16 protein-coding genes and 1 tRNA gene are annotated in these 17,529 nt (G+C 36.6%); 13 read left to right on the top strand and 4 right to left on the bottom strand.

Going from position 1 to position 17,529, the window contains the following annotated elements:
• Nucleotides 1–38: 38 nt before the first annotated feature.
• The 7 genes from V7077_RS06965 to V7077_RS06935 all read left to right on the top strand — a co-directional run bounded on the left by V7077_RS06965 (nt 39) and on the right by V7077_RS06935 (nt 8,034).
• Nucleotides 39–269, top strand: a complete 231-nt coding sequence (locus tag V7077_RS06965) for a DUF896 domain-containing protein (RefSeq protein WP_215040886.1) — start codon at nt 39–41, stop codon at nt 267–269.
• Between the two features lie 217 nt (nt 270–486).
• Nucleotides 487–2,493, top strand: a complete 2,007-nt coding sequence (gene tkt, locus V7077_RS06960) for a transketolase (RefSeq protein ID WP_335499790.1) — start codon at nt 487–489, stop codon at nt 2,491–2,493.
• A gap of 389 nt (nt 2,494–2,882) precedes the next feature.
• Nucleotides 2,883–3,323, top strand: coding sequence for a sporulation inhibitor of replication protein SirA (sirA, locus tag V7077_RS06955; RefSeq protein ID WP_335499787.1), 441 nt, complete (start codon nt 2,883–2,885; stop codon nt 3,321–3,323).
• A gap of 73 nt (nt 3,324–3,396) precedes the next feature.
• On the top strand, nt 3,397–3,609 hold the full coding sequence (locus V7077_RS06950) for a YneF family protein (RefSeq protein WP_215040889.1): 213 nt from the start codon (nt 3,397–3,399) through the stop codon (nt 3,607–3,609).
• Between the two features lie 384 nt (nt 3,610–3,993).
• Nucleotides 3,994–4,194, top strand: coding sequence for a cold-shock protein (locus V7077_RS06945; RefSeq protein ID WP_098532719.1), 201 nt, complete (start codon nt 3,994–3,996; stop codon nt 4,192–4,194).
• Between the two features lie 293 nt (nt 4,195–4,487).
• Nucleotides 4,488–6,239 carry an ABC transporter transmembrane domain-containing protein gene (locus V7077_RS06940; RefSeq protein ID WP_335499779.1) on the top strand — a complete coding sequence of 584 codons (1,752 nt, stop codon included), beginning with the start codon at nt 4,488–4,490 and terminating at the stop codon, nt 6,237–6,239.
• A gap of 1 nt (nt 6,240) precedes the next feature.
• The gene (locus V7077_RS06935) at nt 6,241–8,034 is read left to right on the top strand and encodes an ABC transporter ATP-binding protein (RefSeq protein ID WP_335499777.1); all 1,794 of its coding nucleotides are present in this window, start codon (nt 6,241–6,243) and stop codon (nt 8,032–8,034) included.
• A 104-nt stretch (nt 8,035–8,138) separates the two neighbouring features.
• On the opposite strand, the gene V7077_RS06930 is transcribed toward V7077_RS06935, so the two are convergent.
• Nucleotides 8,139–8,291: an aspartyl-phosphate phosphatase Spo0E family protein gene (locus tag V7077_RS06930; protein ID WP_335500119.1), complete on the bottom strand. Its 153-nt coding sequence runs from the start codon at nt 8,289–8,291 to the stop codon at nt 8,139–8,141.
• Nucleotides 8,292–8,593: 302 nt separating this feature from the next.
• Here V7077_RS06930 and V7077_RS06925 point away from each other — a divergent pair, with 302 nt between their 5' ends.
• On the top strand, nt 8,594–9,301 hold the full coding sequence (locus V7077_RS06925) for a cytochrome c biogenesis CcdA family protein (RefSeq protein WP_335499775.1): 708 nt from the start codon (nt 8,594–8,596) through the stop codon (nt 9,299–9,301).
• Between the two features lie 170 nt (nt 9,302–9,471).
• On the top strand, nt 9,472–9,945 hold the full coding sequence (locus V7077_RS06920; protein WP_335499772.1) for a CcdC family protein: 474 nt from the start codon (nt 9,472–9,474) through the stop codon (nt 9,943–9,945).
• Between the two features lie 85 nt (nt 9,946–10,030).
• Here V7077_RS06920 and V7077_RS06915 read toward each other — a convergent pair whose 3' ends face one another.
• Complete coding sequence (locus V7077_RS06915) at nt 10,031–10,456, bottom strand: DUF2621 domain-containing protein (protein WP_335499770.1); 426 nt, start codon at nt 10,454–10,456, stop codon at nt 10,031–10,033.
• A 264-nt stretch (nt 10,457–10,720) separates the two neighbouring features.
• Between V7077_RS06915 and V7077_RS06910 the strand changes: the two genes are divergently transcribed.
• From V7077_RS06910 to V7077_RS06895, 4 genes are all read left to right on the top strand, one after another.
• Nucleotides 10,721–10,817: transfer RNA gene (locus V7077_RS06910), tRNA-Sec, on the top strand.
• Nucleotides 10,818–10,986: 169 nt separating this feature from the next.
• Nucleotides 10,987–11,961: a tyrosine-type recombinase/integrase gene (locus tag V7077_RS06905; RefSeq protein ID WP_335499767.1), complete on the top strand. Its 975-nt coding sequence runs from the start codon at nt 10,987–10,989 to the stop codon at nt 11,959–11,961.
• Between the two features lie 243 nt (nt 11,962–12,204).
• Nucleotides 12,205–13,116, top strand: a complete 912-nt coding sequence (locus V7077_RS06900; protein WP_335499765.1) for a DNA cytosine methyltransferase — start codon at nt 12,205–12,207, stop codon at nt 13,114–13,116.
• A gap of 22 nt (nt 13,117–13,138) precedes the next feature.
• Entirely contained in the window at nt 13,139–14,086 is a 948-nt protein-coding gene (locus V7077_RS06895) for a DNA cytosine methyltransferase (protein WP_335499762.1), read from the top strand.
• 4 nt (nt 14,087–14,090) lie between these two features.
• Here the strand turns inward: V7077_RS06895 and V7077_RS06890 are convergent, their stop codons facing one another.
• On the bottom strand, nt 14,091–15,374 hold the full coding sequence (locus V7077_RS06890; protein WP_335499760.1) for a 5-methylcytosine restriction system specificity protein McrC: 1,284 nt from the start codon (nt 15,372–15,374) through the stop codon (nt 14,091–14,093).
• An 8-nt stretch (nt 15,375–15,382) separates the two neighbouring features.
• Nucleotides 15,383–17,326, bottom strand: a complete 1,944-nt coding sequence (locus tag V7077_RS06885; protein ID WP_335499758.1) for an AlwI family type II restriction endonuclease — start codon at nt 17,324–17,326, stop codon at nt 15,383–15,385.
• Nucleotides 17,327–17,529: the final 203 nt, after the last annotated feature.

The raw sequence follows: 17,529 nt of genomic DNA, 5'->3' as shown, positions 1-17,529 counted from the left end.
AATCAAGTGTCTTTATTTGTTAGAAAGGATGGGTGGGAATGCTCTCAAAAGAAAAAATGGCTCGTATCAATGAACTGGCCAGAAAAGCAAAATCGTCAGGATTAACAGAGCTAGAAGCAAAAGAACAATCCAAATTAAGAAGTGAATACTTGGCCACTTTCCGGGCAAATATGCTCGATACTTTAACGAATACAAAATTTATTGATCCAGAAGGTACTGATGTAACACCTGAAAAATTAAAAGCTAGAAAGAATCGGCCTCTTCATTAAAAATATTGGAAGGGTATAACCCTACTACATGATCTAGCTCCGCCTTTCGTTAGGCGGGGTATTTTCATTTCCATTACATACATTCACCTGGGGAGGGTCAAGCTAAAAATAAAAGGAAATATTCGTTCTAATCCTTGTTTATTTGTTGAATTAATAGACAATGAAAGATAATATAAAGAATGTATTTAGTAACCGTAAACAAGAAAGGATGTATTTCATGTTTAATACTATTGATGATTTATCAGTAACATCTATTCGTACGCTTTCTATTGATGCAATTGAGAAAGCAAACTCTGGTCATCCAGGTATGCCAATGGGTGCTGCTCCAATGACTTATACATTATGGACAAGATTCATGAACCATAATCCAAAAAATCCTCACTGGTTCAACCGTGATCGTTTCGTCTTATCTGCAGGCCATGGTTCTGCATTGTTATACAGCATGCTTCACTTATCCGGCTATAATTTAAGTATGGAGGACATCAAACAATTCCGTCAGTGGGGGAGTAAAACACCAGGACACCCTGAGTATCGCCACACAGAAGGCGTAGAAGCAACTACTGGTCCACTAGGACAAGGAATTGCAATGGCTGTCGGAATGGCGATGGCAGAACGCCATGTAGCTAGTGTTTATAATAAAGACAACTATGAAATTGTGAACCATTATACATATAGTGTTTGTGGTGATGGTGACCTTATGGAGGGGGTTTCTGCAGAAGCTGCTTCACTTGCAGGACATTTAAAACTAGGCCGTTTAGTGGTTCTCTATGATTCAAATGATATTTCTCTTGATGGAGACCTAAACAAGTCTTTCTCTGAAAGTGTAAAAGGACGTTTTGAAGCTTATGGCTGGCAATATCTTCGTGTTGAAGACGGTAATAACCTTGAAGAAATCGCAAAAGCACTTGAGGAAGCAAGAAATGACCTTGACCGTCCTACCATGATCGAAGTTAGAACTGTCATTGGATATGGCTCACCAAACCGTGCTGGTACTTCTGGTGTACACGGTGCTCCACTAGGTGCAGACGAGTTAAAGCTAACAAAAGAAGCATATAAATGGACTTTTGAACAAGATTTCCATGTGCCGCAAGAAGTATACGACAACTTCCAAAAACTTATTGTTGAAAACGGTGAGAAAAAGGAAAAAGAATGGAACGACACATTCGCACAATATAAAAAGGAATATCCAGAACTAGCTGTTCAGCTTGAACAAGCGTTAAACAATGAACTTCCTGAAGGCTGGGACAAGGATATCCCTGTCTACCAAGAAGGTAAGAGTCTAGCAAGCCGTGCTTCCTCTGGTGAAGCTCTAAATGGTATTGCTAAAAACCTTCCAATTTTCATTGGCGGTTCTGCAGACCTTGCTGGTTCTAATAAAACCATGATTAAAGGTTCAGGCGATTATATGCCAGGCAGCTATGAAGGCCGTAACTTCTGGTTCGGTGTTCGTGAATTTGCTATGGGTGCAGCAATGAATGGTATTGCCCTTCACGGCGGAGTAAAAGTTTTCGGCGGTACATTCTTTGTATTCTCTGATTACCTTCGTCCAGCGATCCGTTTAGCATCTATTATGGGACTTCCTGTTACGTATGTATTTACGCATGATAGTATCGCTGTTGGAGAAGATGGTCCAACACACGAACCTGTTGAGCAGCTTGCTGCATTGCGTGCAATGCCAGGTCTATCTATCATCCGTCCAGCAGACGGCAATGAAACAGCAGCAGCTTGGAAGCTTGCGGTTGAGTCAACTAATAAACCAACTGCACTTATCTTGACTCGTCAAGATTTACCTACATTAAAAGGTACTGATACAAATGCCTATGAAGGTGTTTCAAAGGGTGCCTATGTGGTTTCTCCAGCAGAAAAAGAGACAGCAGATGCGTTAATTTTGGCAACAGGTTCTGAAGTAAGTCTAGCTGTTGAAGCACAAAAAGTCCTTGCTGGTGAAGGTGTTCATGTATCGGTTGTCAGCATGCCTTCTTGGGATCGTTTTGAACAACAATCTCAAGATTATAAAGATTCAGTTCTTCCAAAGAGCGTGAAAAAACGTCTTGGAATTGAAATGGGTGCTTCCCTTGGCTGGCACAAATATACAGGTGACGAGGGCGATGTTTTGGCAATTGACCAATTCGGAGCATCAGCACCAGGCGAAAAAATTATGGAAGAATACGGCTTTAACGTTGATCATGTTGTTGCTCGTGTTAAGGCTCTATTACAAAAATAAGATTAAGAAGGAGAACGGAAATTCCGTTCTCTTTTTTTATGTGCTAATGAAAAAATGTGGTAATAATACCAAACCATGATTAAAATCAGCCATAAATACAAATGAATGAGCCAATCCATCACAGTTTTAATCTATGAATTACTATATTTGAGCCAATTTAGCAAAAAATGAGCCAAAGCCATCTATCAAAGGGTAAGTATAGAAGTAGTTATTACAATATTTTGAACAATTGTGTTTTTAAGAGGAAAGTTCATCAATTCTACCGAAATAGTAATTATGTAACATGCTAATCGACAAAAGTAGTGAAAGTTTTTGCCGCCGTAAGACAAACGTTTTGTTCGTGCTTTTTTATAATAGAAAAAAGGGTTTCAACGGAGGAGAGAACAGTGGTGAGAAAATATCAGCTTTACTTAATAGAAGATGAATTTGCCGCCCATTACTTCGGTCGAGAGCGAATATTTTTTCAGCTTTTTCATGAACATCAAACTTCTAACGGCGAACTTAAATTTATAACGCAAAAACAAATTTCATATATTACGAAACGGGTCGAGGTCCTAAAAATACACAATCTGCTTCAAAAACAGCTCGGGAAAATGAAGGGTTTTAAAGCAGATCATGGTGCGTATACGATTTTCCTTAGCGGAAAACTAAGCACGGCAAGGTTAGAAGTTTTTCAAGAATTAATCACCGTGGAAGCAGAAGGTACCTTTGAAGCGGAAACGGCTTTTTTTGAAGTACTCAGAAAATGTGAATCTTCCTTCTTAGCCATTGATCTTGAACATGAGCGAGTTGGCTGGTTAAAACCAATTAAAGAAAGAAAATTTGTCTAATTAAAATGAGATATTGTTTTCTTCCGATTAATTTAGTACACTGTATGATAGACAACATGAAGGAGGAAGTTTAATGTTATATTTTCTAGTTGGTATACTAGCATTAGCAGCTGGTGTAGCACTAGGATTTTTCATTGCTCGCAGATATATGATGAGCTATTTAAAGAAAAATCCGCCAATCAATGAACAAATGTTAAAAATGATGATGATGCAAATGGGTATGAAACCTTCGCAAAAGAAGATCAACCAAATGATGGCAGCAATGAACAAGCAGCAATCTAAATAAACTGGACAAGCTTCCATGTAAAATCCTTCTACAAAAGGATTCAACACTTGTTTGTAAGTAATTAGAAGATAGGGGAGTTTAACGGCCATTCTTTGTCAATTAATTACTTACCCTTCATAATTTAAATCCAAAAACCACTTTTTCTGATACTACTATGAGAAGGTGGTTTTTTTATGGATTCCAACCGGAGAAAAAACACCGTAAATAAATTTGGTCGTTAAATTTTGGAAACCTTGCATGTTTTTATAAACTGTGTTATTATAAAGAAGAATTATTTTTGTTCGGTGTAAAGGATAGTATAAGATTAAACTTTTCGTCTTGATGATCACTGAGTTCAAGGATAGTAACACATTGTGTGCAAAGCACACAGCAGGAGGAAACAAAATGGAAAACGGTAAAGTAAAATGGTTTAATGCAGAAAAAGGATTCGGATTCATCGAGCGTGAAGGCGGAGAAGACGTATTCGTTCATTTCTCAGCAATCCAAGGCGAAGGTTTCAAATCTTTAGACGAAGGTCAAGCAGTAACTTTTGATGTTGAGCAAGGCCAACGTGGAGCTCAAGCAGCTAACGTTCGTAAAGCTTAATTAAAAGTAAATGAAAACAGGCTCTTTACAGAGTCTGTTTTTTTATTTGTTAATTTTTTTATAATAAAAACAAGGAGCCCCGCTCACGAATGAGCAGGGCACATGTAAAAAAGTAAATCAAATGGTAGACCCATTGTAGCATATAATCCAGCAATAACCTAATTTATTTTTTATGACATCCAATGATTTCAAAGTATTTATTATTTTGTAAAAATTTGATAAAATAGGTACCTCGGAGTTCGAAGAAAATATTATGAAACAAAGGGCTCGTCATGTATGTTGGGGGTGTTTAATTGAAAGTATTTTTAGAACTAGGCTGGTTTTTTAAACAAGAGAAAAAAGCGTACCTGTCAGGGGTGTTTATCTTATTATTTGTAGCGCTCCTGCAGTTAATTCCGCCTAAAGTAATTGGAATTATTGCTGATCAAATCAACGAAGGAACAATTACATCCGTCATCCTGATAAAATGGGTCGTGGTATTAATGGTGGTGGGACTATCGATGTATGTTCTTCGTTATTATTGGCGGATTATGATTTTTGGCTCATCCGTCAAACTTAGCAGGATCCTCCGCGACCAATTATATAGCCACTTTACCAAAATGTCTCCATCATTCTACCAAAAAAGCCGGATTGGCGACCTCATGGCCCATGCAACCAATGACCTATCGGCGATCCAGCAAACGGCCGGCGTAGGCGTGTTAACCCTCGTGGATTCACTTTCTACCGGTGGATTTGTGATTCTCGCAATGGCCTTTACCATCAGCTGGAAACTAACGTTAATTTGTTTAATCCCGATGCCGTTTATGGCGATGCTGACTAGCTGGTTTGGCACGATGCTACATAAAAGTTTTCACAAAGCACAGGAAGCCTTTTCCTCTTTAAATGATAAAACACAAGAAAGCATCACCGGGATTAAAGTGATTAAGACATTCGGCCAAGAGCAAGAGGACATTGAGGATTTCCGCAAACAATCAGAAGATGTCGTGCAAAAAAATATTGTGGTAGCCAAAATCGATTCTCTTTATGACCCGACCATCTCCATCATTGTTGGGATTTCTTTTTTTCTATCGATTGCTTTTGGGGCAAAATATGTTCTTAATGGGGAGTTAACAATCGGACAATTAATCTCGTTTACTACTTATTTAGGCCTTCTAATATGGCCGATGCTGGCATTTGGCTGGCTGTTTAATATCGTGGAACGAGGTCGTGCTTCCTATGATCGTGTCGCTGCGCTCTTAAGAGAAATCGTAGAAATCACCGATAATGATGATGCATTAGACGTCATGCCGATTGGCGATATTGATTTTAAGATAAACGAATTTACCTATCCAGGCACCACAGACCCGATTTTAAAAGACATCTACTTTTCACTTAAGAAAGGTGAGACACTCGGAATTGTGGGGAAAACAGGTGCCGGAAAAACAACACTGCTCAAACTTCTTATCCGTGAATTTGAAGGCTATCAGGGAGAAATTATGTTTGGCGGAAAAGCGCTTCGATCATATAGGCTCGAAAAACTTCGGGAAGCAATTGGCTATGTTCCCCAGGATCATTTTCTGTTTTCCGCGACCGTTGCCGAGAATATTGCGTTTACAAACCCGGATATTTCAAAGGACGAAATCGAAAAGGCGGCAAAACTTGCGAATATTCATGATGACATTCTTCAATTTACCGAAGGCTATCAAACGGTTGTCGGGGAACGGGGTGTCTCTTTATCAGGCGGACAAAAACAACGGATTTCCATTGCCCGGGCCCTGCTGATGAATCCAGAACTATTAGTGCTGGACGATTCGTTATCTGCGGTCGATGCTAAAACGGAAGAGGCAATCCTTTCTTCCTTACGACAAAATCGGGAAGGGAAGACCACGATGATCACCTCCCATCGCTTAAGTGCCATTCAGCATGCCAATCTCATTCTGGTCCTGGATGACGGGAAAATTGTTGAGAGAGGGAAGCATGAAGACTTAATGCAACAAGACGGATGGTATAAGGAAATGTATTTGCACCAGCAATTGGAAGAGCTGGTCGAACATGGAGGACGTTAATATGGACGAGAAAATAGAACTGTCAGAACGTGAACAACGAAAGGTCTTATACCGTCTTCTTTCCTATACAAAGCCGCACAAAAAAATAATCACGTTTGCCTTTGTCCTGCTTTTGCTTACCACGATTGGCGATATTGTGCTTCCGTTAATCGTGAAAGTCTTTATTGATGATTATTTAACACCAGGAAAACTTGAATTTCAGCCCTTGCTGATTCTTGGATCCGTTTATATGGGGATTCAAGTCGTTAAAGCGATTCTCATGTTCTTTCAATTAGTTAAATTTCAGGAGATTGCCCTTTATATTATCCAGCAGCTTCGAATTGATGTCTTTTCCAAGGTACAGTCACTTGGGTTAAGGTATTTTGATAAAACACCGGCAGGGAGTATCGTTTCACGGGTTACCAATGATACAGAAGCCATCAAGGATATGTTTGTAACGGTCATCGCTACTTTTATTCAAAGTGGATTCTTACTGATAGGCATCTTTATTGCCATGTTTTTCTTAAATGTGAAGCTTGCCCTGTTATGTGTGATTATTTTGCCGATCTTAATGTTTGTTATGAACTTATACAGAAAATTGAGCTCTCGTTTTTACCTCGATATGCGGGAGCGATTGAGTCAATTAAATGCAAAGCTGGCCGAATCGCTTTCCGGGATGGCGATCATTCAAGTTTTTCGCCAAGAAAAACGCCTCCGCCAAGAATTTGGTAACATCAATGAGCAGCACTACAATGCTGGAATGAAAAATATTAAGATTGATGGCTTACTGTTAAGACCGGCGATTGACCTCATCTATATCTTTGCCCTGATTCTTGTTCTCAGTTACTTCGGGATTACTTCCTTTGAGAATCGTGTAGAAATCGGTGTCATCTACGCCTTTATCAATTATTTAGACCGTTTCTTTGAACCAATCAATCAAATGATGATGAGGCTTTCGTTATACCAACAGGCCATCGTAGCCGGTTCACGCGTCTTTACATTATTAGACGAAGAGGAACTAGCCCCTGCCCAACAGCTGAAAAAAAGCACAACGATTGAGGAAGGAAAAATTGAGTTTAAGAATATCAGCTTCTCCTATGATGGTGAAAGGGATGTGTTAAAAAATATCAGTTTTACAGCCCATCCAGGGGAAACCGTTGCCTTAGTAGGACATACAGGGAGCGGGAAGAGCTCGATTATTAACTTGATGATGCGTTTTTATGAGTTTGAACGGGGCGAGATTTTAATTGACGGGAAATCAATTCGAGATTACACAAAGGCCGAGTTACGGGAAAAAATGGGCCTTGTACTCCAAGATCCGTTTCTCTTTTTTGGGACGGTAAAAGATAATATCCGCCTTCATAATCAGGGTCTATCAGATGAACAAATAGAAGAGGCAGCGAAGTTTGTGCAAGCCCATCCGTTTATTGAAAGATTAGAAGATGGCTATCATCATAAGGTAGTTGAAAGGGGATCTACATTTTCAAGCGGACAGCGGCAGCTGATTGCCTTTGCTAGAACAATAGCAGCAAATCCAAAAATATTGGTCCTTGATGAAGCAACGGCTAATATTGATACAGAAACAGAAGAAATGATCCAAACCGCGTTAGCAAAGATGCGAAAAGGTCGAACCACGATCGCCATTGCCCATCGCTTGTCAACGATCCAAGATGCCGAATTAATTTTGGTCTTGCACCAAGGGGGGATTGTTGAGCGAGGGACGCATCAAGAACTGCTGGCCCTGGGAGGACTCTATCATAAGATGTTCCTGCTGCAAAACGGGGCACTAGAGCGTATGGAGGATGCGGTGAATTAATAGAAAAAGGCCTGGCATGAGATGCCAGGCTTTCGTTTTAAAGTTGATAAAAGTATTCGATTTGACAATGAAAGTTGTCTAGCTCGAGGGAGCTTACGCTTTTCTTATATTGCGGTGGTTGGAACTTTTTTAATATATATTTTATTATATTCGTTTAATAACTTATCAAGTTCCTGGCTGTAACGAATTGCAACGGAGGATGTCAAGCCGTTTGTGGTGGCGACTTGAATTAATTCAGCTCGCTTTGTTTCTATCATAGTAATGAGATCTTGTTTCAGCACGGCCGAAGTCCTTTCCGGAGTAACTCCTAAAATTTTTTAGTAAAAAGATAGAGTCTATTGCCATTTAAAAGGGCATTGTTTTACTAGTATAACCTATAATGTAAATTACTTCAAAGAGATTTGTAAGAAAAAATCCAATTTATTTGTTTCTATTTGAAAAAGTTACTAATTTTTGACGTGTTCACATCGAGACACAAAATATTCACGTTAACCATTATCTTTTAGAGAGCATATTTGTTAGAATGAGAAGGTATCGACTATAGTGGGAGTGTTAATATATGTCTGATGTAAACATATTCATCGCATTAGGGGCCGGCTTTTTAAGCTTTATTTCTCCTTGCTGTTTACCGCTTTATCCAGCTTTTCTTTCATACATAACGGGAATGTCTGTAGGAGAACTAAAAGATGAAAATGCCATGCTGCAAAAACGAAGCTTGCTGCATACCTTATTTTTCTTGTTAGGTTTTTCAATTATCTTTATCGCGATCGGTTTTGGAACCTCATTTCTTGGCAGCTTCTTCTTATCTTATAAAGATTTGATTCGTCAATTAGGCGGAATCTTTATTGTTTTATTTGGCTTAATGATTGTCGGTGTGTTTAAACCGGAATTTATGATGAGGGATCGCCGCTTTGAATTCAAAAACAGGCCATCCGGTTATATTGGATCCGTATTAATTGGGATGGCATTTGCTGCTGGGTGGACGCCTTGTACGGGGCCGATTCTTTCATCCGTCATTCTCTTAGCCGCATCCAATCCCGGTTCAGGCGTATTATATATGATTGCCTACTCCCTAGGCTTTGCGATTCCATTTTTAATCCTGTCATTCTTTGTCGGCCGATTGAAGTGGATTAAGAAGCACAGCGGAAAGATTATGAAAATCGGCGGTTATATCATGATTGTCATGGGAATTGTGCTCTTCTTTGACTGGATGACGAAAATTATTATCCTTTTTCAAGGAATGTTTGGCGGCTTTACTGGTTTTTAAGAATTTCCTAGTTTGGAAGTTATTTGGATCTTTCCAGCTATTGCATGGTTTTCCTTGAACATTTAAATATTTTAAAGGTAAAAACAGTGATTATTTTTTCTCAAAATTCATCATTTGATATATAATAGTTGAGTAAATAATTAGATAAAGATAAGGGATGAATGAATCCAATGAATTACGTAGTTGTTTCTTCAATCGGAGCTGTTATTATGGGCTCTCTTGCTTTGTTTGTTCGGATGAAAGCAGCAAAGAAACCGACCAATGCAAAAAAAATTATCCTGCCACCTTTCTTTATGGCGACTGGGGCATTGATGTATGTGGTACCGGAGTTTCGCTTAACCCCAATGGAAATTGGTGAGGCAATTATAGTTGGCATGCTGTTTTCCATTTTATTGATTAAGACATCAAATTTTGAAATTCGAGATAATAATATTTATTTAAAACGGTCGAAGGCCTTTATCTACATCCTTGTTGGGTTGTTAATTCTTCGTCTGGTCCTAAAAGCAATTTTGAGTACTACGATTGATATCGGACAGTTAAGCGGGATGTTCTTCCTGTTGGCTTTCAGCATGATTGTCCCTTGGCGTGTGGCAATGTACCGTTCGTATAGAAAACTCTTCAGGGAACTTCATAATAGTAGGTAAAATGATGTAAATGATGAACACTGATTCCTCCGTGAGTCAGTGTTTTTATATATAAAAAAAGAAAAAAACCGCCTTGATAGGGCGGTTAAAATAGATGTTCATACGGTGTAACATCTATTTGATTTTGAAAGAGTTTTTTTCGTAGAAACTTATGATCCCGTTTTGGTGTGGCTTGAATATAGCCGCGAATAACGAGTTCTTCTGTTATTTTGGAGGCATTTTCTTTTACGGCCAACTCACCAATTTTTCCTGCGATTTTATGTTTTGCTACATCACGGAATAGTTCAGGCACGGGACTGACAAGATCATTGAGCAGGGCCTTTTCTTCAGGACCCCAGAGGTGAAGGGATTCATTTACATAATGTTCTTCCCAATCCATGTCGGATTTGCCATCTTCCTTTGGCATCTTTTTCAGAAACTTTCGGAACATAAAGAAGCCGCCAATGGAAAAGGAACCTATTAAAAAGACTACCCAAAATAGGATAAACCAGAGAAACCAACCTTGAAGCATGCTATTCACCTACAATAACGATATTATTATCTATTATAGTCTTTTTCTTGGGCGGATGACAAGAATTCGTCACAAGTTTGGCTTTAATCAATTAGTAAAACTGTCATAAGGGAATTGGAATTGCTTGTCGAAAAAATGACAATTGGGCCAAATTTATTGATTAATACTATATTCCATTGTAATATGATATCAAGATAATAATTGTTATTTAAAGAAATAGAATGTAAAATATACTTAGTTTTTATGATGATTTATCATCTAAATGGGGCTGAATGGGGTACTGGTGTCCTCCACAGTCTTCAAAACTGCTTGAGACCTGCGTGCCAGGTCTGGTGGGTTCGATTCCCACGCAGTCCCGCCATTGACACATTCTTGAATCAAAATCGAATATGTGTTTGTACCTATTTCCAAACGGATTTTGACCAGTCAAACGAAAGACTTTGTTAGGCTGAAATGAGAAACTGTTTTAGGCTGATACATAAAACCGTTCAACCTCTTACGTAATTTTTATTATGGAAGGGGTTTTTATTTTGCGACAAAATCAATTAAGACGTATTAAACGTGAAGCAAAACCAGTAAATGTAGGAGGCTATGATTATTCAATTTCAGAGATGTTTGAGCAATTCATGTTAATCAAAAAAGGGGAAGGATTAGCACCAAGAACTATTAAGGAATATTACAATAACTTCCAATATTTCATGGAGTATATTGGTCGTGAATTATCAGCAAAAGAAATGACCATTGAAGTTTTTACTGGTTGGATAACTTATATGTGTGAAGAATTGAATTACTCTCCAGCAACTGTAAACATACGAGTAAGGACAATGAGGTCATTTTTACGGTACATCTTTGAAGATAAGCAATGGATTAGAGAACCTATCCATAAACGTTTTAAACCAATAAAAGCCCCTATCGACAATGTTGAAGCATTTACTCCAGAAGATTTTAAAAAGCTAATAGGTGCAATAGATGATTCCTCATACACTGGATTTAGAACGAAGGTAATTTTGTTTGTTCTGTTAGATACAATGGTTCGTGTTTCGGAGCTGGTTGATATAAAAAGGAGGAATGTCGATTTTAAAAGCTTAACTATTCAATTAGAGGCATTGGATACAAAAGTTAAAATTGCTCGTACTGTTCCAATATCAGCAAAAACAGCGAAGTTACTTAGTGAGTATATGGCTGAAACAGAAGACTTCGAGAGTGAATTTGTCTTCTTAACTTATGAAGGAGAACACATGAGTGAAGCTACTGTAAGAGATAATATGAGGGTATACGGTCAAATTGCAGGTATCAATAACAAACGTTGTAGTCCTCACACTTTACGTCATACTGGTGCACTATTCTATATATTAAATGGTGGTGACCCTTTTAGTTTGCAACGTATACTTGGTCACTCTCATATGAATATGGTACGGCGGTACGTTCAAATGACTAATATGGATGTGAAGAATCAACATAATTTTTTTTCACCCTTAAATTATGTCTTTAAAACCCCAAGGTAAAATTTTATCTATTAACAAGTAAGTCCTAAATCTTCTTGAAACTATCTAATCTTTATATATAAATTTATAGTGATTATAAATATGTACTATGTAACTATATTCTATTATAATTAAATCTTAGTTTTATTTTCGACTTTTTTCGATAAAGTTTAGTAGTTTTTATAATGCAGTTTTTTCTATGATAAACACAAACAAACGTTTCTATATTTATGTTATAATTAATAGGAATAAAGGAGTGTTATAATGAAAGTCGTTTCTTTATTCTCCGGATGCGGAGGACTTGACCTGGGGTTTATCCAAGCAGGACATGAAATAATTTGGGCAAATGATATTGATTTTGATGCGGTAGAAACATATAAGAAAAACATAGGTACACATATTATTCATAGGGATTTAAAAGAAATCCTTTCAAATCAGATTCCTGAAAGTGATATAGTGATAGGAGGTTTTCCTTGCCAAGGCTTTTCTATGGCTAATAGATTTAGAGTTATTGATGACGAACGAAATAGCCTGTATAGGGAATTTTATCGTGTAATTAAGGATAAACAACCTCGTTACTTTGTTGCTGAAAATGTAAAAGGAATTTTAAGTTTGGGGAAGGGCGAGGTCGTAAAACAAATAGTCGAGGATTTCGAAAGTGCAGGATATAGGGTTAAGTACAAATTATTTAATCTAGCTGACTATGGTGTTCCCCAATCTAGACAAAGAGTAATTTTTATAGGGGTAAGAAATGATACACATGATGATATAATGTTTCCCTCTCCGACTTACTCAAAGACTGCTAAAGAAAATACAAAGCCTTGGGTAACAATAGGACAAGCACTAAAAGATATTCCAGAACCCTCTGAGGATTGTACTCTTTATAACCACGTGTATTCTGAATATAAAGTAACAAATAGAAACTTCACGGGACATCGATTGGTAGATCCGGATAAACCGTCACCTACTATATTAGCTAGGGGAAACGGTGGGGGAGGTGTAGTTGTTATTCAACATCCTAAAAACCATAGGAGAATGTCTATTAGAGAAACGGCTATCATTCAAACCTTTCCAATGGACTTTATATTCACTGGTTCAAAAACCTCATGCTACAGGCAAATTGGAAATGCAGTACCTCCGCTATTTGCGAACTTACTAGCTAAGAATTTTAGATAATACAAATTGGAGATGAATTTAAATGAAAATCGTTTCCCTGTTTTCCGGGGCCGGTGGAATGGATCTGGGGTTTATAAAGGCTGGTCACGAAATCATTTGGGCAAATGATGTGTATGAAAGAGCAATTGAAACATATAAACAAAATATAGGGGAGCACATCATTTGTGAAGATATAAAAGATATTCCTTCTGAACAGATTCCTAAATGTGACATGGTAATTGGTGGATTTCCATGTCAAGGGTTTTCGGTAGCAAATATGAACCGTTCTACAGAAGACGAAAGAAATAAACTTTACTTAGAAATGTTAAGAATAATTAAAGCCAAACAACCAAAGTACTTTGTTGCTGAAAATGTAAAAGGAATTCTTAGTTTAGCAAAAGGGAAAATAAAGGAAATGATACTTTCCGATTTTGAAAATGCTGGATATAATGTTACGTGCAATTTAGTAAATGCAGCAGATTATGGAGTCCCTCAACTGAGAGAAAGAGTCTTTTTTATAGGAGTAAGAAAAGATTTAAATGAGATTATCGATTTTCCAGCTCCAACTCATGCAGAGCCTCCTTCCCACTTGTTATTTGGATTAAAGAAGTGGGTAACTATTGGTGAAGCGTTAAAGGATGTTCCTGAACCTGAAGAGGCCCCTGATATACCTAACCATGAGTATACAAAGTATAAACTTCGCTTTAATGGATATATGGGTCATAGAGAAATTAATCCTGATCGCCCTGCTCCTACAATTACTGCAAGAGGTGATAACAAAGGTGGAGTAGTAATAATTCATCACCCCAATAATCATAGGCGATTATCAGTCAGAGAAGCGGCAATAGTACAATCTTTTCCAATGGATTTTGTTTTCGCAGGTTCAAAGACTGATGGTTATCGACAGATTGGAAATGCAGTTCCGCCACTATTAGCTTTTAATTTGGCTAAATGTTTTCCAGTTAATACAAAACACACCGTAAAGGTTTAGGTTTTTACGGTGTTTTTAATAGGAAGCTGTGTAATTTATCAATTTCTATAGATAATTTTTCTACAGGTTTTACTATAGGAAGTCCATATGCAATAATTTGAAGTTTATCAGCTCCAGCATGGGATAAAGGAAATTTATATATTTGTTCAGTATCTGAATTAGTGGGATATATAAGTATCCCACTTTTCAAGTTTATCATGGTTGAGTAGAAAAAAATCTGATATATATCCTCAATTTGCGGACCAAAATTGGAAATCCTTTTTAATTTCATGTCTATTACCATTTTTTTTGTACTTGAAGAATAAACTATATCTGGATAAACTGTTCGGTTACTCCAAGGGATACTAGCGGCGTTAGAATCTGTTAAAAGTAATGGATATTGATTGTTATAATTCGTATCCCTTGAAAATAATTCACTTGATACATATTTCTCAAATAAATCAAATAAATTTATAACCATCGAAAAAGTATTTGCTAACTCCCCCTCATAGGATATAGACTGACCTGATACAATTAACTTTGCTAATTCAATACTAGATTTAAAATGATTTCCTCTTCGAGGTAAATTTATTTTTTTAGCTTTAAATGATTTGGTATTTGAGAGGTTTGGTAGTATTCTTTTTACTTGTTGTGCAGTCTCAATTGTTTTATAACTGTTTGACTGCTCTAATACTACTTTGTTAGCTAAAAATAGTAGCTGATTAACATCATTATCCTCACTAAAAACTTGCTGTTCCGTTGCAAATAATGCTTTTCCCCTAATATTTAAACTAATTTGACGTGAAAAATCTAGCTTCCCTCTTAATCGGGGTGAAATGATTTTTTGATGTTCGTAGTTTCTATAAATTCCTTTTTTTAATGCTTTAAATGCTTCATTTACAAAAAAAGAATATAGAGGTTCGTTTAGTTCGCTTACGCTAGATCGATTTTCAGTAACAAATTCAGGTAAGTATGCAGCCTTTGGTTCGTCCCGCATTGATTTTATCATCATATACATTAAATGAGATGTATCAAATCCCTTTAACCATGTGGGCGGTAAGAATAATAAATCAGAGTCGAGTAACTTAATTTTCCCTACGTATGGCCCTGGAGTAACAATACAGTGTTTTGAGTCAATTCTTTCTATGTTTTCAAACAAGGGCTCAAATTTTTCTTTACCATTAGGTGTTATTCTAGTCCATCGTTCTCTATCATCTAAGGTTTCTTTTAATACTATTTCATCCATTGGAGAAAGAGCTATTCGGATGCCAGTTTTTCCATAATAAATTTTATTTTCAACTCTTCGCATAAACCGGTTCACCTACTTAATTGAGCCATCGTATTAAACATACTAGATAAATCGAAATCAGAAATTCTCCCCCTATAAATGTTAAAGCCATAATCTGTTAGTGTAGTTTTGAATCTAGGCGATAGAAGAATATACTCATTTAGTAAAGGTATAATACTGAAATTCCAAATATCTAATAAAAATCCTTCATCATAATTAATATTAGGTTTTGGCAAGAAAAAAGAGTGTCCAATGCAAAAGTCCTCACCTAACCCCGGATCATCGGCAATAATGTTATTCAAATTTTCGTGTGTCTTTGGAATGTCTACAGGTACTCCTGCAGGGTCGTTTATTGTAACGGATAATTTTTCTAACTCATCTTTAATTACTTTTGAGTCTGGATGTAAGTAGATGAATTTAAACCGTCTTCTTAGTGCTAAATCTAGTTCTACTGCTGACTTATCAATAGTATTCATAGTACCGATAATCAAAACATTTTCAGGTACATAAAAATAATCACCAGTATATTGAAGTTCAATTTGATATTCTGGTCTACGGTAAGCAGGTTCTAACAAAAAGATTAATTCACCGAAAATGCTAGAAATATTGCCTCTGTTTATTTCATCAATAATCAAAAGGTAATATTGGCTTTTATTTTCACGTGCTTTTTCACAAATTAATTTGAATTTCCCTGTTTTATATGAATAACTTAAATTTGCAGAATCAATAGAAGGTCTTATTCCTTCGATAAAATCCTCATAGGTAGAGGCTTGATGAAACAAGATGGTTTCTGCAGCGGCTAATTCACCATTGGTTTGTAAAGTGTTCGCTATATCTAGTGCAATTTTTGTTTTTCCAATACCAGGAGCACCAGCAAAAATTATTTGTTTGTTCATCTTCAAAAGGTCTATATAATTATTTATATCAGGATTTGAAGTTGTTGGAATAAAGGTGTTACTATTAAAAGCTCCCATGTATTCAATAAATTTTAATTTGTGGTCTCTCTCCTGCAACGTTGAGTTATATGCGAAATAACCTAAATTTTCAGCATCCTTACAGAAATCCTCTATTTCAGTTAGCACAAATGTGCTAGATGAAGACTGACCCCATTTTCCATTAGTAAAAGTATTTAAAAAGTAGCAGTTAGAATTAGAGGTAGTACTGGTAACAACTCCACTTGTAATTGAGAAGCTTTTAACAAGCATATTCGTATTTACCAACAAGCCACCAATTGATAAAAGTTGAAGAAACTCTTTAATATTCCTATATGTATTTGACACAGTGGCAAACCCAGTATAAAGATATGAAAGATTAAAACTCGGATGACCTTCTCTCCAAGAAATAATTTCATTAGCAATTTGATTTGGTGTCATGCTAGGAACTAATGGAACTAAAATTAGTGCCATTTCTTGCTCTGATATATAAGAATTTGCAAAGCCACCTTGTTTATATAACTCCACCAAAACGTTAAGTGTAAAAATAAAGGGTTTAAAAACTACTCCATGTGTAAGCCAAGCTTGGTAATCATTATATTGTGTAATAAGACTAGGTAATTGGAAGCGAGATGCAATAATTTTTATATATTCTGAAAAGGAAAATTTCCCTGTTGCCAAAGCTTTTCCTAAAGGTGTAACAACAATTTTATTATTGTTCAGAGATGGAGGACTAAGTATACCGGAATTAGTCCAATAGGGTTGATAACCTCTCAAAAAACTTCTATCATTTGTGTCAACAAAGGAAATTCTACTTCCATTGTCATCTGTCAAATTAAGAGCAAGTAAATCATCGTGAAAGTTCCTGCCTGTAGTTGTACTTAAACCGTAGGGTAAATCATTGTATTTATACATAATTTTTACTGACTTTGGAAAAATATCTACCGATTTAAATATCTCTCTAACAGTCCAGGTAGCCCATAACCATTTATATTCATTAAATGGTACTGTTATAGGAGCAGAAATTATTGAAGTTGCCATTGTATTCCTCCCGAAGATATATATATACAAAAGTTTTTTACCATAAAATTATAACGTATTTTAGCCGGTAATAAATATTGTTTTGGGATTTATTTCATCTAAAAATAGATGTGAGGGAAGAAGAGCAGTTTCAAAGTGAATTATGAAGTTTTTATACTACATAGGAGGAAAATTTCAAAAGGGGAGACATGCTATTTAAGTTG

It is taken from the genome of Neobacillus vireti, assembly GCF_036962465.1.
In the GTDB taxonomy this organism is placed as follows: domain Bacteria; phylum Bacillota; class Bacilli; order Bacillales; family Cytobacillaceae; genus Neobacillus; species Neobacillus vireti_B.
This window is presented reverse-complemented; position numbering and strand designations above follow the sequence as displayed.